At 45.6% G+C, this 24,335-nt stretch carries 18 protein-coding genes; 12 read left to right on the plus strand and 6 right to left on the minus strand.

The window, feature by feature from the left end; translation table 11 throughout:
* Positions 1 to 516: 516 nt before the first annotated feature.
* The 5 genes from ACWB0I_RS05810 to ACWB0I_RS05830 all read right to left on the minus strand — a co-directional run bounded on the left by ACWB0I_RS05810 (position 517) and on the right by ACWB0I_RS05830 (position 6,448).
* Positions 517 to 2,490: an amidohydrolase family protein gene (locus ACWB0I_RS05810; RefSeq protein ID WP_479387099.1), complete on the minus strand. Its 1,974-nt coding sequence runs from the start codon at positions 2,488 to 2,490 to the stop codon at positions 517 to 519.
* Positions 2,491 to 2,743: 253 nt separating this feature from the next.
* Complete coding sequence (locus tag ACWB0I_RS05815) at positions 2,744 to 2,965, minus strand: DUF362 domain-containing protein (RefSeq protein WP_479387100.1); 222 nt, start codon at positions 2,963 to 2,965, stop codon at positions 2,744 to 2,746.
* Positions 2,966 to 2,969: 4 nt separating this feature from the next.
* A complete protein-coding gene (locus tag ACWB0I_RS05820; protein WP_479387101.1) occupies positions 2,970 to 3,593 on the minus strand; it encodes a hypothetical protein in 624 nt (207 codons plus the stop codon).
* Between the two features lie 379 nt (positions 3,594 to 3,972).
* Complete coding sequence (locus tag ACWB0I_RS05825; protein ID WP_479387144.1) at positions 3,973 to 4,761, minus strand: choice-of-anchor V domain-containing protein; 789 nt, start codon at positions 4,759 to 4,761, stop codon at positions 3,973 to 3,975.
* A gap of 67 nt (positions 4,762 to 4,828) precedes the next feature.
* Positions 4,829 to 6,448 (minus strand): AMP-binding protein, encoded by a 1,620-nt coding sequence (locus ACWB0I_RS05830; RefSeq protein WP_479387102.1) that lies wholly within the window; start codon positions 6,446 to 6,448, stop codon positions 4,829 to 4,831.
* A 175-nt stretch (positions 6,449 to 6,623) separates the two neighbouring features.
* Here ACWB0I_RS05830 and ACWB0I_RS05835 point away from each other — a divergent pair, with 175 nt between their 5' ends.
* From ACWB0I_RS05835 to ACWB0I_RS05885, 11 genes are all read left to right on the plus strand, one after another.
* Positions 6,624 to 7,448 carry a DUF4097 family beta strand repeat-containing protein gene (locus ACWB0I_RS05835; protein WP_479387103.1) on the plus strand — a complete coding sequence of 275 codons (825 nt, stop codon included), beginning with the start codon at positions 6,624 to 6,626 and terminating at the stop codon, positions 7,446 to 7,448.
* Positions 7,449 to 7,826: 378 nt separating this feature from the next.
* Entirely contained in the window at positions 7,827 to 9,203 is a 1,377-nt protein-coding gene (locus ACWB0I_RS05840; protein ID WP_479387104.1) for an MmgE/PrpD family protein, read from the plus strand.
* A 1,436-nt stretch (positions 9,204 to 10,639) separates the two neighbouring features.
* A complete protein-coding gene (locus tag ACWB0I_RS05845) occupies positions 10,640 to 11,908 on the plus strand; it encodes an OmpP1/FadL family transporter (RefSeq protein WP_479387105.1) in 1,269 nt (422 codons plus the stop codon).
* Between the two features lie 22 nt (positions 11,909 to 11,930).
* The gene (locus ACWB0I_RS05850) at positions 11,931 to 13,334 is read left to right on the plus strand and encodes an SGNH/GDSL hydrolase family protein (RefSeq protein WP_479387106.1); all 1,404 of its coding nucleotides are present in this window, start codon (positions 11,931 to 11,933) and stop codon (positions 13,332 to 13,334) included.
* A 177-nt stretch (positions 13,335 to 13,511) separates the two neighbouring features.
* A complete protein-coding gene (locus ACWB0I_RS05855) occupies positions 13,512 to 13,988 on the plus strand; it encodes a CotH kinase family protein (RefSeq protein WP_479387107.1) in 477 nt (158 codons plus the stop codon).
* The gene (locus ACWB0I_RS05860) at positions 13,985 to 14,455 is read left to right on the plus strand and encodes a T9SS type A sorting domain-containing protein (protein WP_479387108.1); all 471 of its coding nucleotides are present in this window, start codon (positions 13,985 to 13,987) and stop codon (positions 14,453 to 14,455) included. Before ACWB0I_RS05855 ends, ACWB0I_RS05860 begins: the two co-directional genes overlap by 4 nt.
* 112 nt (positions 14,456 to 14,567) lie before the next feature.
* On the plus strand, positions 14,568 to 14,966 hold the full coding sequence (locus ACWB0I_RS05865; RefSeq protein ID WP_479387109.1) for a co-chaperone GroES: 399 nt from the start codon (positions 14,568 to 14,570) through the stop codon (positions 14,964 to 14,966).
* A gap of 142 nt (positions 14,967 to 15,108) precedes the next feature.
* Positions 15,109 to 16,302, plus strand: a complete 1,194-nt coding sequence (locus ACWB0I_RS05870) for a metallophosphoesterase (protein WP_479387110.1) — start codon at positions 15,109 to 15,111, stop codon at positions 16,300 to 16,302.
* Between the two features lie 63 nt (positions 16,303 to 16,365).
* The gene (locus ACWB0I_RS05875) at positions 16,366 to 16,971 is read left to right on the plus strand and encodes a nitroreductase family protein (protein ID WP_479387111.1); all 606 of its coding nucleotides are present in this window, start codon (positions 16,366 to 16,368) and stop codon (positions 16,969 to 16,971) included.
* Positions 16,961 to 17,992 carry a potassium channel family protein gene (locus tag ACWB0I_RS05880; protein ID WP_479387112.1) on the plus strand — a complete coding sequence of 344 codons (1,032 nt, stop codon included), beginning with the start codon at positions 16,961 to 16,963 and terminating at the stop codon, positions 17,990 to 17,992. Before ACWB0I_RS05875 ends, ACWB0I_RS05880 begins: the two co-directional genes overlap by 11 nt.
* Before the next feature lie 87 nt (positions 17,993 to 18,079).
* Entirely contained in the window at positions 18,080 to 18,625 is a 546-nt protein-coding gene (locus ACWB0I_RS05885; protein WP_479387113.1) for a hypothetical protein, read from the plus strand.
* 61 nt (positions 18,626 to 18,686) lie between these two features.
* On the opposite strand, the gene porU is transcribed toward ACWB0I_RS05885, so the two are convergent.
* Complete coding sequence (gene porU / locus ACWB0I_RS05890) at positions 18,687 to 22,685, minus strand: type IX secretion system sortase PorU (protein WP_479387114.1); 3,999 nt, start codon at positions 22,683 to 22,685, stop codon at positions 18,687 to 18,689.
* A gap of 489 nt (positions 22,686 to 23,174) precedes the next feature.
* Between porU and ACWB0I_RS05895 the strand changes: the two genes are divergently transcribed.
* The gene (locus tag ACWB0I_RS05895; RefSeq protein WP_479387115.1) at positions 23,175 to 24,323 is read left to right on the plus strand and encodes a GNAT family N-acetyltransferase; all 1,149 of its coding nucleotides are present in this window, start codon (positions 23,175 to 23,177) and stop codon (positions 24,321 to 24,323) included.
* The last annotated feature ends 12 nt before the right edge of the window (positions 24,324 to 24,335 follow it).

Consider the following 24,335-nt stretch of genomic DNA (forward strand, 5'->3'; position numbering starts at 1 on the left):
AATTAATTTGCGAAGGGGCAACTTATGCCCAGGCGGTGAGGAACCGTGCCGGCATGTCATTCTGAGAATCCCTTACATTGGCAGACCATTCGAAAGAGCAATGTAACTCGTGCTTCAGTCCGCGACTTTGTAAGGGCTAAGCATTTAAGGTGGGTTTTTATTCTAAAACCCATCCCCCCGCCCCTGTTCCCTTTAAAAAAAGGGAAGGGGGCCGGGGGGTTAGGATCTTCAGCATTAAAAATTTTCGCATCCCGCTAAGCGGGATTATAAGTTTTAAGGGAAGTATTCTAAGGCAGCAAAGCCGCAACCAAAATTAACCGTAGAGAGCACAAAGATTTCGAAAAAAAATGAAATTTATTGACATGAAAGGCTAAAACTCAGCAAAGCGGCACAATTTGCTCCCCCTTCCCTTTATTAAAAAAAGGGAAGGGGGCCGGGGGGTTAGGATCTTCAGCTTAAAAATTTTCGCATCCCGCTAAGCGGGATTATAAGTTTTAAGGGAAGTATTCTAAAAACCTATTCCAATGCCAGATCGGAATAGTCTCTGGCGATAGCCTGGGCCGTTTTTAAACCCAGCAATTTTAACAAGGCCGTGACCAGCACCGCTTTTTCTTCTGCGTCATGGCGGCTCCAGGTTCGGCTTTTTATCTCCAAAAAATCACCCATCTTGGGGATTACCAGCCTATCCAGGTTGATGTAAAATTCGGTCTCCCGGAACAACACCTTCCAGCGAAAACGTTCTTTTTCAATGACCATCTCTTTAACCGGTTTGAAATATTCCCGATAGAAACGCAAACTGTGGGTGGCTTTGGCCAGATAGCGCGAGCGGGAAAGGAGCACGGTGTGTGCAAATTCGCGTTCGTGGGCCGGGCCTAACAATGTTAAACGGTAGCGCGCTTTTTCGATTTGCCCTTTGGGATTGATGATCTCATCTTCCCGGTAGCGTAAGCGGCCCTGATCCACATTTTTAAAGTAGAAATACGTATCGTATTGCAGATAATGGCGCTGATAAACAATTTTAATTTCAGGATTTTTCAGTTTTTCAAAAATCTGGTCAAAGTGCTTCACCGGTACTTTAATCTGAACTTCAAAGCTCTCTTCCTCTGTCGCCGTTTCGATGGCAATCAATTTAGAAAGGACCGATCGTTCCCGTTCCATTAAAAAGTGGTCGATTTTATGGGCAAATTGCTGGGCTTCTTTCAGAAGGATTTCTTCATCCAAGCTTAATATGTTTCGGGCGCGCATTAAGAAGGTACCGTTTACCATCACATCCGTTACATCGAAGGTTTTGGCCGAATAAACAATCTGGGCATAGGCCATCTTAGCATCTCTGCTGTAACGCGGTGAATTGTGAATGGCGCTGGTGTCGATCAGAATCAGATCTGCTTTTTTACCCGGTTCCAGCGAGCCAATCTGCTGTTCCAGATGGATGGCTTTGGCCCCTAAGCTGGTAGCCATGGTTAACACCTGAGGCGCAGGCAAGGCGGTTGGATCCTGAGTTGTGCCTTTGGCAATAAATGAGGCCAGACGCATTTCTTCAAACATATCTAAATCGTTGTTCGAAGCCGGACCATCGGTGCCGATCCCCACATGAATGCCCATGTTCATCATCTGAGCAATTTTGGCAAACCCGGAAGCTAATTTCAGATTGGAAGAAGGGTTGTGTACCACGCCAACATTAAAATTTTTCAATGTGTGCATTTCGCCTTCATCGATGTGTACAAGATGAGCTCCGATTACCTTGGCCTGCAGCATACCGTTTTTTCGAATGTAGGGGATCACCGGAATGCCATGCTCGGCGCGCATGCTATCGACTTCCTGCCTGGTTTCGGCCAGGTGAATTTGGAGCGGGATGTCAAACTCCAGAGCCAGCTCGGTGGCTTCCTGCAATATTTCTGTGGTACAGGTGTAAGGAGCATGCGGCGCTACAGATGGCGTGATCAACGGATGTCCTTTCCAGCGTTTGATGAAATCCCGCGTGTACTCTAACGATTCCTCATAGGACTGGGCGTCCGGAGACGGAAATTTAATGATCGTCTCCCCACAAATGGCTCGTAACCCTGCTTCAGCAGCGGCCTGGGCCACCTGTTCTTCGTAATAATACATGTCGGCAAAGGTTGTAACGCCGGAACGAATGAGCTCGGCTGCGGCCAGCAAGGTGCCCAAGCGGACAAATTCCGGTGAAACGAATTCGCGTTCTACCGGCATCATGTGACCTAAAAGCCACACATCGAGGCGTAGGTCATCAGCAACGCCCCGCAACAGGGTCATGGGCACATGAGTGTGGGCATTGATCAACCCGGGCATGAGCACCTTGTTTTGGCAGTCGATGACCTCGCGGGCTGTGTATTTTTTTAGTATTTTTTGCTGATCGTCCACTTCCAGGATTTGATCGCCTTTAATGGCCAGGGCTCCCGGCTCAAATTGACGCTGAGCCGCATCCATGGTCAAAATCCTGGCGTTCTTAAAGATGAAATCAGCCTGTCGCATACGACCTCCGTTAGGTTACTAAAATAGGGTACTCTGTAAAAGGCCAATGGTTCTTTCATATTGTGGAACCCCACCGCGAAAAATTGTTCTGCGATGGCTAAAAAAATGAACGAGCCAATGCCTCAGAATTCGTAATAACCGCTGTGTGCCTTTTACAGAACACGATTTCTAAAATTGAAGTAATTTAAAGATTTAACAATCCAATTTCAAACTGGCACGGCAGGAAAAGCCAGGTGGTTTGCCAAACATCCCATTAAATATTTTGAGGTTCTTTAGAAGCGCCAATTTCGGCTTTTATTTCAATGGCTCCAAAAGGGCATTGTTCAACACATTCCAGACAATTTGTGCAAAGATGCGGGAAATATTCCGGCACAGGCATTTCAACATCCTGTTCCAGCGCTTCGCTGGAACAAACGTCCGAACAAATGCCGCAGCCCAGGCATTGATCGATCAGAACACGGATGAAGCCCGCCATGATGCTATTCATCCTGATTGTTGTAAAATTGAAGTGCACGGTAAAATCCCCAGATAAAAATCAGGATTAACAGTGGAAAAAATAGGTAAAACGTCCACTGAGCTAACTCCAGGCCATGGGGAGAAGCATTGGAGCGCAGGTACTCCCTGACAAATGTCCAGAACCAGCTTGGGTGTAATTGTAAATACTCGCTACCTGGGGCTTCCATAATTAACGAAAAACCGGTAATATGCAACATATTGGCCAAGAATAGCAACCATAAAACACTTTTGCTCTCTTTGCTGTTAGGGGCATGCGCTCCACAAAAAAGACGTTTAATCAGGGCAATGGAAAATAACAGCGTAGCCAGAGGCACAAAGGGCACGGCGATTTTAATATCAGCCATGATATCGGGATTTAAAACCAGAAAACCAACCAGCACAACGATGGCCAGTAAAAAATCAGTCAGTACTACGCTAACCATTTCCAGCCACTCAATGGAGACACGTAACGTTAAACGGTTTTTTAATTGTTGAAAATAGGGTTGGATTAATAGTAAGCCCATGGCAAACAGGCCCAATAAAATAGAGATGTTCAATAAGGTCTGTAAGGTCCAGACTTCCAGACCTTTGGCAATTTCATGCGCCATAGGTTATTTTCCTTCCAGTTTAGTTCTGTTTTAATCTAATAAAAAAATAGTTAGAATTCATGATAAAAGTTTCATTGAAATGAGAATGTATTCAGATTAAGCGCGTGGCAATTGGCAGGTGTAAGGGCAAAACATTTTCCTGATGATGGTTCCAATTAGCGCAACCTCTTGTGTACAAGCTAAAATCACTCTTGAGAAAGACATTGCAAAAAATGCTTCGCCCTTACCAAAGTCTCGAGCTGAAGCTCGAGTTACGTCTGAAGCGGGACTTAGAATGACACGTCGGCACGGGCCCTCACGCCCTGTCTGCGTCTCGCGCCGGACTTTTTCCCTTTTGTCCCTCTTCAGGGTTAATCCTACACAGCGAATGACATTTGCCCTATTTTAGCAATAGCATTTTTCGTGTGGACTGCCCCTGTCTGGTAAATAGGGTGTAAAAATAAGTTCCGGAAGGTAAGTCATTGGCTTGAAATCGAATGCTATGAGTTCCGGCCGGCATTTGCCCTTGTTTAAGCAAACGAACCAATTGACCGGTTGCATCAAATAGTTGGAGTTTAATAAAATCGGCCTTCGCCAGGTAAAAGGAGATGGTTGTAACTGGATTAAAGTGATTGGGAAAGTTCTGATCTAACCGGAAATAAGCAGGCGCTAAAGCGGGCTTATCCTCAAGCGCAGAAGCTGAGCTCACGTTGACCGTAAAGTTTGGCGCATGATTCCAGGCATCTCCTGAATTGTTTCCATTAAAATTAACACTATTTCCGGTGGCGGCCAGTGTAACAGGCCCTTCGGTTTGAGGAGCGGTAAATTCAAACTGAAAAACGACCTGGTTGTTAGACGGTGATTTGGGGGAAGTGTGGGTAAGCTCTCCATTGAAACTCTGCAAAGAATTGTCAACGGGACTAAGAGTACCAGCCTCGGAAGCAATATTGACCCCTGCTCTATTTAGAGGCCCGCCGCTTATTTTAACCTGAAAGGTGGCTACCGCTCCTGGTTGAACAGTATCTGGCCCGGATATTTGTACCACAACGTTCACCGAGGCCTGAGAGGCGTGGCAGGTACAACCTGGCGTACTGCTTAAAAGCGTTCGTCCGGTAATACCCCCCGATTTGGCCCAGATGAAGCCAAAAGTTAAAAGAACGATGGTTAAAATCGCAGGATTTTTAAAGATGTTTTTGGGATGCGTGACTCTCTCCTGGTTTGTGCATTTTAATGTTTAAACGAGGAGAAAAGCAGGATTATTTCATGGTGGTCAGATATCGTAGCTTTTGCCCAACCAGGTTTTTGGGAAATGGATGTTTTTCAATATGAATTCGGGAAATTTCCAGAGGTAAGGGGAAGTATTCAGAAAAAAAGTGCTGGATGCGGGCCGTTAAGCGAGCTTCCATGTCTGCTCCGTGGGTCAGTAAAAAATCAGGCGCAGGCAGCACTTTTAAAATGAGTTGCCCATTTTGCTGAACGATTAAAACATCTTCAATTTCAGGAAACCGACGCAGCTCTGCCTCAATCACTCTGGCATCAATCAGCTGCCCCGGGCCTGATTTGATCACGGTTGAGTCAAAACCTAAAATTTTTAACCGATGATCCTGCTGTTCTGCCAGCACGGGTAGCGCCGTAAAGCCATCATGGACTTTAGTGTGCTCTGCCCGAAGCACAAAGGGGCCCTTTACCCACAGGCGGCCAGCTTGACCGGCGCCGGCTTCGATTTTAATTTCCAGCCCTTTGATGACTTTTCCTTCAACCCAGCTAAGCGAAGAAACGGGACCGCCAATCATAAGCGCAGAGGTCGTTTCGTAGGTTCCAAAGAGAAGGGAGGCCGGAACGGATTCTTCGCTTAAAAATCGTTTTAGAGAAAGACCTGGCGGCATGAAATTGGTACAAATCAACCATTGGCTTTGTTTTAAAAATTGCCACCGATCGCCCATGATTTTTTTTCGCAGAGCGGAAAGGAATTTTTTGGATTTTTTTAGAAAGGTATTGGCCCGGGTTAAAGGAGGCAGTTGGGCACGCAACAATGTTTCGAGCAGACTGCTTTCAATGAGGACATGCGTAGGAGCGGTATCCTTGAGCAAGCTGCGTAATTCTTCTAACGATTTGGGCAATCGGGCAAAGACGACCTGGTAGTGTTTCAGACTCGGCCCTAATACTGCCAGCGAGATTGTTAAGTTGAAATAAAAGGGAAGTAAAAAGAGCAGTTTACTGCGATCGTCGAAGCCAATGCTTTGTGTGAGGGTTTGGGCGGCAGAGATCAAATTGCGATGTGAGTAACGGTAGGTCTGCCACTCTCCCTTTAAATCGGGCAGTAATAGGCGTTGAATCTCATCATCGGCTTCAATTTTGGGAGGAGTAGGTAGTTCATCGGCTTTGACCAGTTCAATCGCCGCCTTTTTTATTTTGCCGATCTGTTTTTCCATTTTTTTAGAAACCGATTCCTCCTGCAATGATTCAAATCGGAAAGATAAAATATTAATAAAAAACTTAAGATGTGGAAAACGACCCGATTTAAACAGCTTGTCATAAGTGGCACGGGCAAAGACGGCCACAATTTCGTTTTGTTTCATCAAAAATTGCAGTTCATCAGGAGGAGTGGAAGGCAGCAAAGGGATGGTGACTGCGCCGATGCGCGCCAGGGCAAAGTAAATCGTAGGCAAGTTGATGAATTGATCATCAAAAATGGCCACACAATCGCCCTTACCAATGCCATTTCTCAATAAAAACTCACTCAATAATTCAACACGGTTGTAAAAGACAGCAAAGGTAATGTAGGTCTTGTCAGGAAAAGTAAACACAACGCGCGAGGAATTTTTGGAAGGCGTACGTTCCAAAATGGCGGGTAAGGTTGAATTGTTTTCAGCCATGTTGTTCTCCGCGTTAAACGATATTAAGCATCCTTAATCAGAATTTAAAAAGAATCCGGATGCAATCAAAGAAAAAACGATTTTTTTGTACCTTCCATTTTCAACGCCAGGTAACTTTTAAATGCTTTTCACGTAGTTGGTAAATAGCCTTGTTCAATAAACTGAGGACGAAGTCATGAAATTTTTAATTTTTGTCATCGCATTACTATTACCCCTTGCGCTCTGGGCCAAAGACGAAAATCAGCAATTGCTGACATTGGAGGCCCAGGGCATTGAACGGATGGAAATCGACTGTGGCCCGGGCTTTTTAAAGGTAGAAGGCCATCCGGAAGCCACTGAAATTAAGGTGGTTGCCGAAATTGAACCGGAAACCATCCCCTGGCAAAAGGCCAGAAGTTACATTAATCTGGAACTGAAACGCGTGGGCCATAAAGCCGTATTGATCAGCGCTGTAAAAGACCGCAACTTCTGGGACTGGTTGTTCGAACGGCCAGGTCTGAAAATTAATCTGACCGTAACCCTTCCGCCATCGATTGCATTAGATATCGATGATGGTTCGGGCGACATCAAAATCACCAAAATGGACAATGATATTACCCTGGATGACGGTTCCGGAGATCTTGTGATGGAAAACATTGCCGGAGATACTAAAATTGATGATGGCTCAGGCGATTTAGAGATTGATCATCTGGTCGGTGATCTTACCGTTGACGACGGTTCCGGTGAGATTGTTATTACACAGGTACAAGGGCGGATCAATCTGGATGACAGCTCAGGAAATATCAGCCTCACGCAGGTGAAAGGGGATGTTAAAATCGATGATTCGTCTGGCAATATTGCTGTGCAGGATGTTCGCGGTACGGTTATTCTGGATGATGGCAGCGGCAATATGAATTTAAGCAGGATCGATGGCGATGTAATCATTGAGGACGATGGAAGTGGCTCCATCTTCACCAGCGATATTACGGGTAAGGTCATCGATCGCACCGAAGACGAATAATCTTGAAATCATCCCTCAAATTGCGCGTGGACGAGTGACTTCCAATTTTTAGGGAGAAAAATCACCTGAGCCCAGCGCGCGGTTTCGCTCTTTTAAAACCTTTTTGACCAGAACAGAGAAAACCTATTTTTAATCCCGTCCGGAAAAACCGGACGGGATTCCTTTTTGTTATTGGCCCGCTTCGGTTTCTTTTTCCTGCAATACTCTTTTGTCCTTTTTTGCCGTTTATTAAATTTTTTAGGGGATTAAATGACAGGGGAAAAGAGTTGCATTTTGTTTAAACAGGCGACAAAGAATCAGCCATCGTTACCCGTGTTAGTAGATTTTGCCCAAAATCAATGATGCAAAACGTTTAAGAAACAATGAAAGGAGCTTAACATGGACAAGCCATACATTACCTATCGGCTGGCGCGCTTTACCCGAGATTTAACCTACGAAGATCTGGACTCTCAAACCATTGACAATGTCAAACGATTTTTCCTGGACTCCATTGGCTGCGCGTTTGGCGGCAGTCAGACGCACGATGTAAAGATTATGCTCGATTTTTACAACGAAATTGGCGGAAAGGAGCAAAGCACGGTGTTCAATTCTCCCAGGAAACTGCCTATGATCCACCAGGTGCTGCTCAATTCATTAATGATTCGCGCTCTGGATTACAACGATATTTATTGGGAAGAAGACCCTTCCCATCCCAGTGATTTGATTCCGGCAGCCCTGACCCCGGCCGAATATTTACACAAAAGCGGTAAAGACCTGATAACAGCCATTGTCCTGGCCTATGAGTGGGAACAACGGTTGTGTGAATTTGCCCATCCCGGCCTGCGTGAAACCAAGTGGCATCATGCTACATTAACACAATTTGCTTCTCCTCTGGTGGCCGGTAAGGTACTGGGACTGGATGTGGAACAACTGGTGCATGCGATAGGTATTTCAGCCAGTCATAACCATACACTGGGCGTGGTAACGGCCGGCGAATTAACGATGATGAAAAATACCGTTGATCCCATGGCGGTTCAGGCCGGGTTGCACGCCGCCCTTCTGGCTCAGCGCGGTTATGAAGGGCCGGCCCACGTCATTGACGGCAAAGAGGGATTGGTCGATGTGTTTGTCAATAATCAATTCGAGCTGGAGATTTTGACCGATGGTCTGGGCGAATCGTTCCGCATTAATCGCTGCTCCATGAAGGCTTTTCCTACCGAGGCTTTAACCCATACGCCTATGTCTGCGGTGATCAAATTAATACGTGAAAACAACATTAAAAAGGAAGATATTGAAGAGGTGACCATCGGTACGGTTGCTCGCGCCGCAGACATTCTCTCAGACCCATCCAAATACAATCCGCAAACACGCGAGACAGCCGATCATAGCCTGCCCTATTGCATTAGCGCCTGCATTGTAGATGGTACAGTAACGCCTGCCTCTTTTACACAGGAAAAAATATTTGATCCGCAAATTCGTTCTTTATTGCCCAAAATTAAGGTCGTTGCCAGACCGGAGTTTGAAAAAACCTTTCCAGGATTAAAACAGGCCAGTGCAGAGATTCGCACCAAAAACGGCAAAACCTATTCCCTGACGTTGGACTACCCTCTGGGAGATTACCGGGAACCAATGGACGAGCAAACCTTGCTGAAAAAGTTCGATTCGCTGGTGCTGCCCATTACAGGACAAAAACGGCGCGACCAGATTGTAGCAATGATCAACCATCTGGAAGAGTTAGAAGACGTTGCCGAATTGATGGCTCTGCTGGCTGGCTAAACAATACCAGGAGCGGTGAGCCTGCGCTTTTACCACTAAAAAACCGCAAAGGGCACCCGTCTGGACGGCTGTCCAGTCGGGTGGAGCGCAGCGGAAATCCCGATTCTCGGGGACAGGTCTGTCAAGGCGCAGCCTGGCATGCAAAGCATTCACAAAGTGCGCAAAGATTGCAAAATATCTTATCATATTGGAGTAGAACTAAGCAAAGCTGCACAATTTACTCCCCTTCCCTTTATTAAAAGAAGGGATGGGGGCCGGGGGGGGTAGAATACTTTCCTTAAAAGGTCTATCCCGCTAAAGCGGGATGCGAAAATTTTTATGCTGTTTTAAAAACTCATCCCCCAGCCCCTTCTCTTTAAAAAAGAGAAGGGGTGCAATTTTTCCGTCACGATAAATTTTTTACTTACATGTTGAATAATTGGTTTTATTTTTTTCTTTACTTACTTTATGACTTCTTTATGTTCTTTGCGGTTAGTTTTGTTTGCGGCTGTGCTGCCTTAGATTTGGATTCAAACAAATGTCGACGAGATAGCAATTTAAGGAATGTTTAAAACAAACACAGAGGAAATTGAGAAGTGTAAACCGTTGAAACGGTTTCTTATTTCGTCCTTACAGGACGATCCATGTTTTTTGTATTTTTGTTTTACCCACCGCTGACGCGGTGGGCTACAAACATTTCGTCCCTACGGGACTTTAACGTGGGATGCTGAAACATGCACCTATTCGGCTGTGTTAGGCCTGCGTGCTTACGTGTTTTTTTAGGATCTTTAGCACAAAAATTTTTGCATCCCGTAGTCGCATTGGCTGGATAAAGCCAATAAAAATAATGAGAAAGAACGGAATCGTTTTTCCTTAATACACAGATTCTAAAACAGCAAAGCCGCAACCAAAAAACCTCTTTAAGAGATGACAGGACGGTTTCCTGGAACCCTTTAACTCTTACACTCATATACTCTTAACTTTACTCCTCCAACAGCGGAAGTCATTTTACGAATTAGCCCTCACCCCCTCGATCCCCCTCTCCCAGAATAATAGTCTGGGAGAGGGGGAAGACCTGTGTGGGAAATTTTCTCACCTATGTTGGAAATACCATTCATGAACAATGGGAATTCGCTATGTCATCCCAATGCTCATTCAACCGTTCAACAAATCAACAATTCAACAGCTTAACTTACTCACTCTACACAAAAATTTTCGCACCCTAAAGTGATAGATCTTTTAAGGGAAATATTCAAAGTAATAAAATTTGCAGGTCTTCTTGTTTTTAGACAATACACCTGACCGAAGGATGATCCGTAATTGATCCTTGTGATCATTGTCATTTATAAGTTGATAAAAATTAATTGCCTAATTCTTGCCAAATATATTGAATATAATTTGAGAATGTCTTATCTTAATGCTCAATTATGGTCTTTATAATTTACAAAGGAGGTGCTATGCACAAACGTTTAATGGTATTATTGTTGGTCTTGCAGCTTGGAGTTTCTCTGAGCTTTGGGTCAGGGTTTTCCATTTATGAGCAGGGTTCAAAATCCATGTCCATGGCTGGAGCTTTTGTGGCTCAGGCCAATGACGTAACCGCAATCTTTTTCAATCCGGCAGGTATCACCTCTCTGCATGGCTGGAATGTAGCCCTAGGTGGTACGATCATTCAACCACAGGCACAGTTTATTGGTCCAACGGCTAAAGATCCCAATCTTTACAATGCTGCCAAAAAAGAAACCTTCTTTCCACCTCATGTTTATGCCTCTTATTCTTTTAATGAAAAACTAAGTTTTGGTCTGGGTATTTTTGCTCCTTTTGGATTAGCTTCTGATTGGGGAAAAGACTGGCCGGGTAAATATCTAGCCACGCGTTCCTCGGTACAGGCTATTTACATTAATCCGGTTGTGGCTTACAAAGTGATGGAAAACCTGTCGGTGGCTGTTGGTCTGGAATATGCTATTGCTGATGTGGATTTGCAGAAAGTAGTTAACTATCCTGTACGTAATGTGGATGTTTACTCAACTTTAAAGGCTTCAACAACGGGCATGGGCTTCAATCTGGGATTGCAGTTTAAACCGGTAGAAAATCTTTCTATTGGCGCGGCCTTCCGCAGTAACTTGCTGTTAAAGTTCAAGGACGGAGATGCCAAGTTCGATTATCCGACAATTGATCCCACAGATCCTCAGCAACAGTTGATTCTGGGAGAACTGAAAGCGCTGTTTCCTAACACCAAAGGTAGTGCCGATTTGAAGTTACCTACCTTCACGGCTGTTGGCATCGCCTATGATTTTACAGAAAAATTGACGGCCGAATTCGATTATTTTGTAATCGGCTGGAGTTCGTATGATGTCTTAAAAGTGAAGTTTAAAGATCCGGTTGGCGGCCAGACGGAAACGGTCAGCGAAAGAAGGTACCAGAATTCAGCCAGCTATCGTTTAGGAATGGAATATCGTTTAAACGAAAAACTGGCATTGCGCGCTGGTTACATGAGAGATAACCATGCCGTTCCGGATGAACGAGTGGAACCATCTTTACCAGTGGGCGATCGTAATATTTACAATGTTGGTTTTGGCTACAAGTTTGGTCACATGTCGGTTGATTTTGCCTATATGCTGCTGCTGCAGGATGATCGCGAAATTACCAATTCCGTTGACAATTTTAATGGTAAGTATCAGAGTTTGGCCAACCTGTTTGGTTTGACTCTTGGCTATTCGTTCTAAGGAAAAGAGGAGGAGACAATAGATGAAAATTTTAAGAATTTCTCTGGTTTTGGTTCTTCTAAGCTTGTTCATTGGCTGTCAATTAGAAGAGCCCTCGATTAAACAATCCGAACCGGTTCAACTCAATCAGACCACACAGCAGCTTTTTGCCAGTTTTGTAGCTCTGGGAAACAGTTTAACGGCCGGTTACCAATCCGCAGCCTTAACCGCCAAATATCAGGAATACAGTTTTGTGAATCAAATTGCCAAACAAGCCGGCGTAAAAGATTTTCAACAACCTCTGTTGGGCTGGCCTGGCATCGGTTCTTACACAACCCAGGGAGCAGGAGTGCTTGTTTTTAACGGCTTTGATGAAGAAGGCAATCCCCAGATTGCCCCGGTACCCTATGCCGGAACAGGGTTTGATCCTTTTAATCCCTTCTTAAGCGTCGAAGTCGCTACCCTGGGACGACCGTACAACAATTTGGGCGTTCCGGCGGCTGTTTTAGCCGATCTGGACAGTGCCATTTCCTCCGTGCAGAGTTACAGCCATTCTCCCTTTTTTGACATTGTATTACGAAATCCAAACCTGGGCAATACCACCGCTTTGGATCAGGCTTTAATGCTGCAGCCCACGCTGGTTTCGCTCTGGATTGGAAATAACGATGTTTTGGGTTATGCCACCAGCGGCGGCACAAATCCCCAGGCGCCTACCGATAAAGAGGTGTTTGCTTTTTTATTTGATGGGCTGTTAGCCAAATTAACCGGAGCCGGGGCCAAGGTGGTTGTGGCCAACATTCCCGATGTAACTGCCATTCCCTTCTTTACGACCATTTCATACATGGTGCCGGTACAGGGCCAGAATGTAGCCCTGGTCATTCAGGCTTCCGATGGCGTACGTCAGGCTACGGCAGAAGATTTAATCCTGCTCACTGCGCAAAATGTTATCGGCGATGTTTCCGGTGATTACGGCCCGGCCGGCGTTCCCGTGGGATTTGATCCTACCGCTCCTTTACCCTCAGCCTTTGTGCTGGATAAGGACGAGATCGCCATTGCCAAACAGGCCATTAATGATTTTAATGAAACCATTCAGGAACTGGTTGCCAAATATGCCGGTAAAGTGGCTCTTGTAGATATGAATGCGTTTCTCAACGACGCTGCAGATGAAGATGGCTATGTGATTGCAGGTGTGGAATTGACTACTGAGTTTTTAACCGGCCGAATTTTTAGCCTGGATGGCGTCCATCCTACCAATCTGGGTTACGCCCTGGTGGCCAACCAGTTCATTATGGCAATCAATGAAACCTTCGGAACTAATGTGCCAACCATCGATGTACTGCAGTTTATGGAAGAAGAAAAACCTTTGAAATTGAATCTGGCCAAAAAAGGCGCATTACCCGACTTAACACACCTGCCGGAAATTTTTGGCGGAAAAATCGTATTTTAGTGTTTTTTGATCACGGGCAGAGATTTCCTCTCTGCCCGTTTTACAAATAGAACCCCAAAATCTCTACACCCAATCCTTCCGGTACCGATTTATTTTTTTCTTTTCCGGCTTCTTTCAATTATATTTGACTCAATAAACATATTGGGTACACAAACTGGAAGGCATTTAAATATTTTTATGAAACCTTATTGTCGTTTTCTTATTACACTCTTTCTCCTCATCTCAGCCGTTCATTTACGCACTGTTTTGGCCCAGCCCTCGTCGCCCGTCTTTGTTGATTCACAGGTGCCCCATGTTGCGCTTTACATCAATCAGGCCTATTACGGGCTGTACATCATGGTAGAGCATGTGGATGAACAATTCCTCAAAAAGTATTTTGAACATCCGGGCGGTAATCTGTGGAAATGTTTATGGCCGGCGGATCTTACCTACCGCGGAGATGATCCGCAAAACTATTTTCCTTATTATGATTACGAAAGGCCCTACAACCTGAGAACCAATCGGCCAACGATGGATTTTGAACCATTGGCCAGACTGATCCGCATGCTGGGAAAAACAGCGGATGACTATCTGACCGATTCACTGGCCTTGCTCATGGATTTAAACGATGTGCTCAAATATTTATCCACCAATTTACTGGTTGCTGAAAAATGACTAATATCTATTTGTTGATAATGCACAGCAGTCTCTGCACCTGGTTTCTTACGACTATGAACCATTTCTCTGGATTCGTTCTTTTCACTGGCCGTTACCCGGATGGCAGCAATTACTGGACCTTTCTGTTTCCCACACCCAATGCTCCCCATGCCCTTACGTCCCTTCCGGATGTTCAAAAGCCATTGCCAGAAGCATTTAAACTCGTCCTTTTCCCCAATCCTTTTAACCAGCAACTCATGATTCCTTACTATTTACCCCAAAAAGAAGATTTAAGGCTGACTATCTACACCGTTGACGGGCAAAAAATCTGGCAAAAAACATCGTCCCCTGAACAGGCCGGCTGGCATCAAACCATCTGGCGCGGCCGGAATTTTCAGAATAGGGATGTGGCTTCGGGCCTTTACTTCTTACAGGTTCGAAGCAAATCTTTGCGCAATCAGTGGAAACTCCTTTTAATTCTCTGAGTTAAGAGTGAAGGGGCCTGTAAATGGAGAAAAGAGTTGTCATTTACAAAAGGGAATAATACAAATTCATTAAAAACAGGATGTCGATTACAAATCGAATGAGGTGAAATACATGATTGAAAAGAAATTAATCGTGGTGGGCGATCGCGTGTTGATCCGACCGGATGAATCGCGTTCTAAGACTTCCCATGGGCTCTATTTACCGCAGGGTGTGCAGGAAAAGGAAAAGGTGCAGGCCGGTTTTGTGGTAAAAGTGGGTCCGGGCTATCCGCTGGCCGATCCGGCCAATCTTTCGGATGAACCATGGGAAGAACGGCAGAGTGAAACGCGTTACATTCCCTTACAGGCTGAAGAGGGCGACTACGCCATTTTCATGCGTAAGGCAGCCATCGAAGTGGAAATTGATGACCAGAAATACGTGATCGTGCCGCAATCAGCAATTTTGTTGCTGATCAGAGAGGAACTGGTGCCTCCTCCCCTGGAGGAAGACGACGACGAATCCATTGCGTAGAATGCGCCCGGGTAGCAGTTACGAAACACGGATTTTTTTAACAGGAAGCCTTTGGGCGCGCAGGCCATTAAAAAAGCAATCTGGTGAAAAGATTGACATTAAGGGCACTAATCTTTTACGGCTGGTCTGATCAGGAAGCAAAATGCAAAGACTTATTTTCTTTTTAACAATCATCGGCTTTTTTACTTTTATTACCTTTGTAGTTCGTTTTTTGATTCGAACGGCCAATCAAAAAATCTGGCAGCAGCGCTGGCTGGATCGGGCTGCTTACTATTATCCTTACCTCTTTTTGTTGTCGCTGATCTTAATTTTGGCCAGCAGTACGTTGGGCCGGCAACATATCTTCATGGAATTGTCTCTTACTTTGGGGTTTGTGTTCCTTATTTTGAGCGTGGCTCTGCTCCTTACTTCCTTTTTTGTTTTTCTCATTTATTTTACTGGCCGATTGTTAGGAAAAATGAACCCCGGTGCTAAGACGGTTTCTGCGAAAAGGCGTCAGGTGCTCAGATGGACAGCCGCCGTGGCTCCGGCTGTGCTTTTGAGTGCAACGGGCAAAGGGTTTGCCGGCGCCTTTAGCCCTGTTAAAGTTCCGGTGATTCCTTTTGCTTTTAGTTCGTTACCCGAGGCGTTCGATGGCTTTCGAATTTTACACTTAAGTGATTTACATCTTGGGTATTACTTTAATCTGAATGATCTGGAACAATTGGTCGCCCGGTTAAGGCAGCAGCATTTTGACCTGGTGCTGGTTACCGGCGATTGTGCCGATGACGTGGACCAGTTGAGCGCCGCACTACAGTTGATCGATCAAATTCCGGCGCGATTTCCCAAGTTTTTTTCGCTGGGTAATCACGAATACTTCAGAGATTTGCCGCGCACATTAAAAATACTGGATCGCAGTCCGCTCGAGCTGTTGCGCAATGCCTCGGTTGAACTGACATACCGCGGACAGAAGTTGCGTCTTATGGGCATCGACGATCCGGTGTACATGGGGCGGGATATTCATCCCTTACTGCAACAATTTTTAACCGAAGTTAGCAAGAAAAGCAATCCGCAAGCGTTCAATGTACTTATGTCGCACCGACCGCAGGCCCTGGATCTGGCTCCGCAATTTAAGGTAGACCTGGTTCTGGCCGGACACACCCATGGCGGGCAGGTGGGTTTTAACGGGCGTAGCGTTTTCGAAAACTGGGGCATTCACAAATATTTATGGGGCAAATACAAAAAGGGAACAAGTCAACTGTACACTTCCGCCGGTGTGGGACACTGGCTACCCTTTCGCCTGGGCTGCCCACCGGAAGCGCCGATCATTGTTTTACGCCGGGCAGACCAGAAATGATTTTTTTTTCCATATTCGTAAATATTGCTTAATTTTGTTCTGAACAATTACGTGAGATGGATCATGATGAACAAAGCAGCGGTAACCACACTCCCTTTACATCCCTTAATTAAAAAGCGCTGGAGTCCACGGGCTTTTTCTGAAAAAGCGGTGGAAAGAGAGAAATTGGAACGTATTCTGGAAGCAGCCCGCTGGTCGGCTTCCTGCTTTAATGAACAACCCTGGCGCTTTGTGCTGGGCATTAAAGGGCAGGGAGAGACCTATCAAAAAATATTCGACAGTCTGGCCGAAGGTAACCAGACCTGGTGTAAATCGGTCAGTGTTTTAGTCTTAATGTGTGCCAAAACTACTTTTTCTCACAACAACAAACCGAACAAATGGGCGCATTACGATCTGGGGCAGGCCGCGGCTTACATCTCCATGCAGGCTATGGCCGAAGGGCTGTTTGTCCATCAAATGGCCGGGTTTGATCCGCAAAAAGTAAAAAGTGCATTTAACATTCCTGCAGATTTCGATCCCTTTACCGTGATAGCTATTGGCTATTTGGGTGATGCTCAGGCGCTGCCAGAAAATTTGCGGAAGAGCGAACTTGGGCCGCGTACGCGCCGGCCCTTACAGCAGCTTGTTTTTCATGAAACATGGGGTAAATCGTGGCTCGATGAGCAGTAAACTAATCGAAAAAGACAATCTATATCTGAATTTTGTTTTTGTGGCCATCTCTCTGCTGCTTCTTATTTTAGTCGGCATTGCCGGCTATGCCCTTATTGAAGGCTCGAGTTTGATGGATGCTTTCTATCAAACCGTGATCACCTTTTCTACGGTTGGTTTCCATGAGGTTTTTCCCCTGAGTCCGGCCGGACGTCTGTTTACCATCTTCCTGATCTTTTTTGGGCTGGTAACCATTGCTTTGCTTTCCGGTAGCGTCACAACCTGGTTTGTGTCTTCTCAAATATTAGCAAAAAGGAAATTACAAAAAATGAAAAACAAAATAGCAGCATTAAAAGATCATGTGATCATTTGCGGGGGCGGCGAAACGGCCAAAACCGTAATCCGCGAACTGTTGCAGGCTAAAAAGCCGTTCGTGCTCATTGAACATAAACCGGAGATTGTCGCCGAATTGCGTGAGATATTTCCGGAGATCTTAATTATAGAAGGAGATGCTACCAAAGACGAAGTTCTGGAAGAGGCGCGCATCAAAACCGCTTACGGTCTGATTACTACCATGCCTGTTGATGCCGACAACCTGTTTGTGGTGGTTTCGGCCCGCAGCCTTAACCCCAATTTAATCGTCATCTCCAGAGCCGTGGATCCTCACACCGAATCCAAGCTGTACAAGGCCGGAGCCAATTACGTGATCGTGCCCAATGTAGTGGAAGGGCTGCGCATGGCTTCCGTGCTGTTAAGGCCGACTCTGGTGAGTTTTTTAGAGATCATGATGTCCAACAACGACGTGGCCCTGCGACTTGAAGAGATTGCGCTACCCGAAGATTCCAATCTCGTGGAAAAACCGTTAAGTGAAGCAAGAATTCCACAGCGCACCGGTTTAATTGTAATTGCCTTAAAACGGGCCAAAGATTCGCAGTGGATCTTTAATCCCATCTCTTCAACCATTCTGCACAAGAACGATCGCTTAATTGTGCTGGGGGATGAAGAACGGATTGAGAAATTACTCGCCCTGCTAAAGGAGTAATGGTTTTTGACTGAGAACTTTCCTGTCGCGCCAGACCAATTTTGCTTTGAGTGTACACAATGCGCCGATTGTTGCACGGGCGATCAAATGGTGCTGCTCAATTTGTTTGATCTTTACAAACTGGCCAGATTTCTGAAGCTGAAGAACACAGGAAGTCTTTTTACCGATGGCTGGCTGATATTGCAAAAAGACGAAACGCACGGCGTGTACCGACCACAAATTCGCTTTAAAACGGCGCCCTTTAAATTTTGCCCCTTTTTAATCAACGAGCTCAGCGAAGAGGGCAACCTCAGAGGGTGGTGTCAACTCCATCCAGCGCATAAGCCGCTGGTCTGTGCGCTGTCTCCCATAGGGACGCGTTTCGATCCTTCAAACCACCATTTCGATTTTTTATTGGTTTCGCCAACAACAGGCTGCCCGGGATTAAGAGCCCGGCGTTATCACTATCTAAAGGACTATGTGAGGCCCTACCAGGAGGAGCTTGAGATGTTGAAGAGCTATTTTAAGATTCTGGAATCTTGTAAAGCATTTGACTGGAGTGCTGAAGAATTTAAACACAACCTGTACAGTTTTAATGTAGAACAACCGTTTAAACAGATTTTGACGACTCTTAGCCAGCGCTATCTCAGGTAAAAAGAGAGCCATTTCGTAAAACGGTCCGGCCAGAATAATTGTCGTTACAAATCCCATCAGGTCAGCGCATGATGACCAGTTTATCAATGTGCGATTTTTCCTGGTTGCCGTCACGCAAAATGATCTTGTACAGGTAAACGCCATTGGCGATGTCATCGCCATCGCGGTCGCGGCCGTCCCATTGAATATCGTCGTTGTAACCCATGACCGAAGTGCCATGCAATTCCTGGATCAACCGTCCGGTGACAGTGTAAATCTTTACTTTTACTTCAGCGCCGGACACATTGGTCTGAAAGGTAAAACGTGTTTGATCGCGGAAGGGGTTGGGGTAGTTGACCACTTCGCTGAGTAAAATTTCGTTGGTGGCTGCCACCTTAACCTGGACAACGGTGGTGTTGAGATTGTTCAGGTTGTCAAAGGCCTGTACCTTAATGGTGTGTTCTCCCTGTTTTAATTGGGTCAAGGGATATTCGATTCTACCCTGCTGAAAAGAATTTTTTTGGTAGGCAAAGAAGCCAGAAATGTCCCGCGGTGCCTGGTCATCGATTTGCAATGAAATGTTGTGGCCAGTTTCCCCGGTAATGTTAATGCCATTTTCATCCTTGAGTTCAACAATCAGAATGGTGTTGTCCGGAATCAGATCGCCGGAGGTGAAATTTTCCTGATCTTTAAAAAAGACATCGATTTCCGGTCCTTGCTGATCATTGATGTTGCTCTGTGAACCATTAATGACCAGGTGATCGTTGTAGCCCATGGCGTTCAGGTTGGTTTGCGGAGAATAAGCGTAAATGGTCACTCGGCCGGTCGGGCGATTCATGTAACGGATGGATTTGGGAATGATAAAGCGCCCGGTGAGCTTTCCGTTAAGCACATCGACCTGGCCTTTGAACAGGCGCGGCCCGATAATGGTAATGGGAGAAAACCCGTCATCGGTGCGCACATTTTCGTAAGCGGCGTCGTTTACCAATAGTACGGCTTCGCCTTCAAAGTCGGGTTGATTGATAATCTGCGCTTTAACCGTAACTTTACTCAGGGCCTTTAGTGTGTCGGGCGTAACCGAGGTAATCTCAATTTTCTCTTTGGGGTCGGCCAGGTACATGGCCGGATCTGCAAACAGAATGTATTTTTGATCGTTAATGCTGGAGCTGCTGCCAATGGCCTTCAATTTGGCCAGACCGAGTTCAGAAGAGCGCTGGTTGAGAGGAAACAGATTTTTAAAGAAGTTGGATGCCAGGGTGGCGTTTTGTGTGGAATAGGCCAGACGCGTAGAAGCCAGGGCCCCGATAATCCCGCTTTTCTCTTTCCAGATCAGGGCTTCGGTAAAGCTGGGTTCATGTGGATCGTCAAATTTGCCAAAATCGCAGGTGGCGGCCACTAAAAAGCACAAACGCCCTTCGTTAATGATGCGCGGGTAGTCCCGATCCATGCTGAAAACATCTTCATGAGCCCATTTAGTTGGATTACCATGCCCGATGTAATTAACGATTAAGGTGCCCTGATTCAGGTGATTGATCAGGTCTTCATTGGCTTTAGGTTTTACGCGGAAAAAGCCGCCGGGCACGGAAGGATAGGCCGAGAGATAAATTTTGTTTATGATGAATTTACGCATCTCCGGCAAATTGGCAATGGTTTCACTCTGGCTCTGGTGCATGTATTCGCTGCTCACATCATTGCGGTACTGGTCGTCTGCCACCAGGGTAACATTGGTCTGCCAGCCATCCTGGACGGCGTTGAAGTAATAGTCGTGGATTTTTTCAAGAATGCGCTCGCAATCCAGGGTGCTTTCAACTGGAATGCGGCCGGTAGCGATGTCTGGTGTAAAGCTGCGGAAAGAACTGCTTCCCGAGTAATCCAGATCCACAAAATAGTCGTCCGTACAGCGGCTGTCAATCTCTCCGGCGTCGTAAATCTCCCAGGTGGGCACGCGTAAGGTATCGGGTAAATTAATGTTACGGTAATCGTAATGGGCATCGCCAAAAAAGAGCACAAAAGCCGGCGCTGGATCGTTCCAGTAATCGCGGGCATACCGTAAAAAATTACGCAGGGCGGTCGGATCTGGTACGCCAGCATTAAAATAGAAATAGATATCTTCCATGCTGACAACCTTTGTATGAAACCGGTCTTTGTGCAAATCGGCGATTTTTTTTGCGTAGGGCAAAAAGGTTTTATGGGTCACCACCAGATAATCTGCCTGATTATTGGGATTTAATAGATCCTGTTGCGGAGTAAAAGGCTGGACACTGGAAACAAATTTTATCTTGCTGGAACTTAGCGAACTGAGCAGGATCAGGCGTTTTTGTTCCGAAGGCGGTAAGGTAAAAGTCAAGGTTCCAGAGCTGGCCTGCAGGTTGCTGGCCAGAACCAGCGGATTGGCGGCATCGCTAATGTCGAACAGGTAGTAATCATTCTTGTTGGAAAGATTGCTAATGGTGTAATTAAGCGATTGATTGATTTGGTCAATAAATAAGGTCAATTGATTGCTCTCAGCTTTCAGGGCTCTGGGGTAGGTTAACTCAAACCAATCCAGGTACACATTGCAGACATCTTTATTGCCCTGGTAGTTAATTGTCAATTCGTTCGTGCCTGGTTTCAGCCAGTTCAGGTCGGTAATTTCCCGCTTGAAGGCAATGAGCGAGGCGTTGTTAAAGCTGATGCGATTAAACAGCGCATTATTGTTTAAGAGCACGGTAAAATCGTAGCGATAGTTTTCGTAGTCTGTCCACAAAATGCCGGAACCGCCTTTAAACTGAATGCGAAAAGTAGCAACCGCGTCTGCTGCGTCCGTTTTGGAGGCCAGGTCAATTTTGGTGCTCCAGCCCCCGGAAGTGCCAAAAAAGCGGTGTCCGTACCAATCCGGCCCGGAAGAGAGCAGGTTGTACAAATCTTCTTCTTCATGTAGCCGTTCGTAAAAATAGGAAGCGGTGACATTGCCGCTGTTGGGAGACGGCAGGCTTTCGCTGATCATGCGTCTGCCGTTGCTACCTTTAAGGTTTAGCCAGTAAATGTTCTTCCGGGCAAAGGTGTGCATCTGGTAAGAAAAATCGTTTGTGGCCGGATTGAAAAACCAGCCATTAACGTGCTTGCCGTAAAACAGGATGTAATCGGAACCATTGAACTTACCATCCTGGTTCTGATCGAAAACCAGAATGGGAATTTCCTGAGTGGAAGTGGGATTGAAGTATTTGGATTTGATGTTGTAATGCAGTTCATGCCCGCCATTATTGAACATTTGAATCTGGTCTAAGGAGAAGCTGTTCAAATCAATTCCGGCTGTTTCCAGCACAGAAGGCGTAATTTTGTACAGCCCGTCTTCTTTAACTTCAATTTTGTAAAACGGTCCCTGAGGCAGCAACTTCACCTTTTTGAGAGACAATCTTTGCCCTCTACGCCAGGTTCTGGCCTGATCGAAATTGAGAATGATTTGCCGCGTTACATCATCTAGAAGATCGTGTTTGGATGTTGTGCCGCTTACTGTAGCTGGCTGACGAAAACGAATTTGCAGGCGAATCTTTTCGTAAACTACCAGGCGGTGATTGGCCGGGAAATATTGGAGCGGACTGAGATGAATGTTTTGGATGGGCAGGTCTCTGAAATAAGAAGGGGATTCATTTTGTACTATTTGACGCGGAAAAGGTGTAACGCTGTTGTAAAGAGAATCATTCAGCCGGTATTGAACCTCGCTGAGGCCGGTCCGGTCTCTGGCCGGAAAAGGTACGGGCGCCAGATCGGTGTTTTCCAGAGTCCGCGTTTGCACATCCAGAATGGAAATCCGCACGGGCTGTTCATCGGGTAAAGCGATTCCGATTACGCGCCAGGGCACATCGGGCTGGCCAGGCGCAGACAGGGTTTTGCCATTTAAAATAGTGATCTGTTGGAAACGTTTCTGGCCGATGGTGATGGTTTGCGCATTGAGCCGGGCAGGACGCCATTCCAGAATTAAGCCCCGCTCGTTGGATTGGACAATCGTAATGTCTTGATTTTGGGCTAAATTTGAGTTGAGGCCCAAAACAAGTTTAAACAATGTCAATAAAAACAATGGGCCGACAATGAGTCGCTTCATACACAACATCCTCGTTTATTTTTGAATAAGCAATTTAGCCTAACTATGCTATGGAAGCAATAGAAAAAATTAGGTACTAAGGTAGCAGAGCTACCACCAAAAATCTTCTTTAAATAATGACAGGCCGATGCTCATTCAACCCTTCAACAAATCAACAATTCAATAGCTTAACTTACTCACTCAGCACAAAAAATTTCGCATCCCGCCATGGCGGGAATAGATCTTTTAATGGAAGTATTCTAAGGCAGCAGAGCCGCAACCAAAAGTGCAAGAAACTGTTTTAATCACAATTATCTTTCACGCAGATTTCGCAGATATTCGCAAAAATAATTTAAACCAACTCTACAACACGTCCTCCCTAAAACAGTATTAAAATTTTCGCATCCCGCTGTGGCGGGATTAGATCTTTTGAAGGAAGTATTCTAAAAACTTTGCCTCAATTTTCTGCGGTTTACTCCGATAACAAGCACAAACAATGCAGAGGTACCTATGGCTAAATATCCCGGTATGATCAACATCCATGTTCTTACGTCTCCTGATAAACTTGATCAATTAGAAACAGAATGGGATGAATTAATACGTAACATCCCCGCTTACTTGCCAACCATGACCTTCCAATGGCACAAAGCCTGGTTAGAGGTCAATCAATCAAAAATTTTAAAAGTCCACTTTTTTGTTTTCAGAGATAAAAAAGAACGTCTCATCGGCATTGTACCCCTCATTCGCATGGAAGCCCAGCTGTTTTTGAAAAAGCTTCAGGTTTACACCTTTTCCGGGGCGCGCGATCAGATTCAGACACTGATCATCTGCAAGAACGAACACCACGTTCAGATTTTACTGGAACTGCTCTCCCACTTTTACCATAAACATAGCGATTGGCATCTTTTGGCTTTAAGGCGCCTCTCTTCCAGCAAAGCGGATGAAGTGTTTCTGGAACGCATTTTGAACAAATATCACTGGCCCTTTTCGGTGGAATCTCATCTTCAGGTGCCCTACATCCGGCTGGAAGGCGATTTTGAAACGTATCTGAAAAGCCGCAAGCGACATTTCCGTCACGAGATTAAACGTAAGACCAGACAGTTGCGTAACCTGGGGGGTTTAATTTACGATTACAAAACGGCTCCTTTGAGCGACGCCGATTTTGCGCAATTTGTAGCTCTGGAAGATGCCGGCTGGAAAGGACGGAACAGGTCCTCATTAAAACACCGACCGGATCTGTACCGGCTCTTTAAAAAGCTCTCCCAGGTGAACACAGAGGACCTAAAACTGGTGCAATTCAATCTTTCACTGGAAAGTAAGTTAATCTCTTCTTCCCTCTGTTTACAAACGTTAGACGGTTTACACGTTTTTAAAATTGCATTTGACGAACGGTTTAAAAAGCAGTCGCCGGGACTTTTACTGCGTCTGTTTGAAATTGAATACGCATTTAAGCAAGGATTGAAGGTTTACGACTTTTCCGGCAAGGAACAACCCTGGATGCGTGCCTTTACGAATCGCCGCCACCATGTGATGGATTACATCATTTACCGCAAGACCTTGTTATCTTTAATACGCTACCTCGGCTTTACGCGCCTGCGTCCTCTTATTAAACAATCTTCGCTGACAGAACAGATGTTTAAAAAAATGATCCGCGATTAAGATCAAACGGCC

Source organism: Caldithrix sp., from assembly GCF_056497305.1.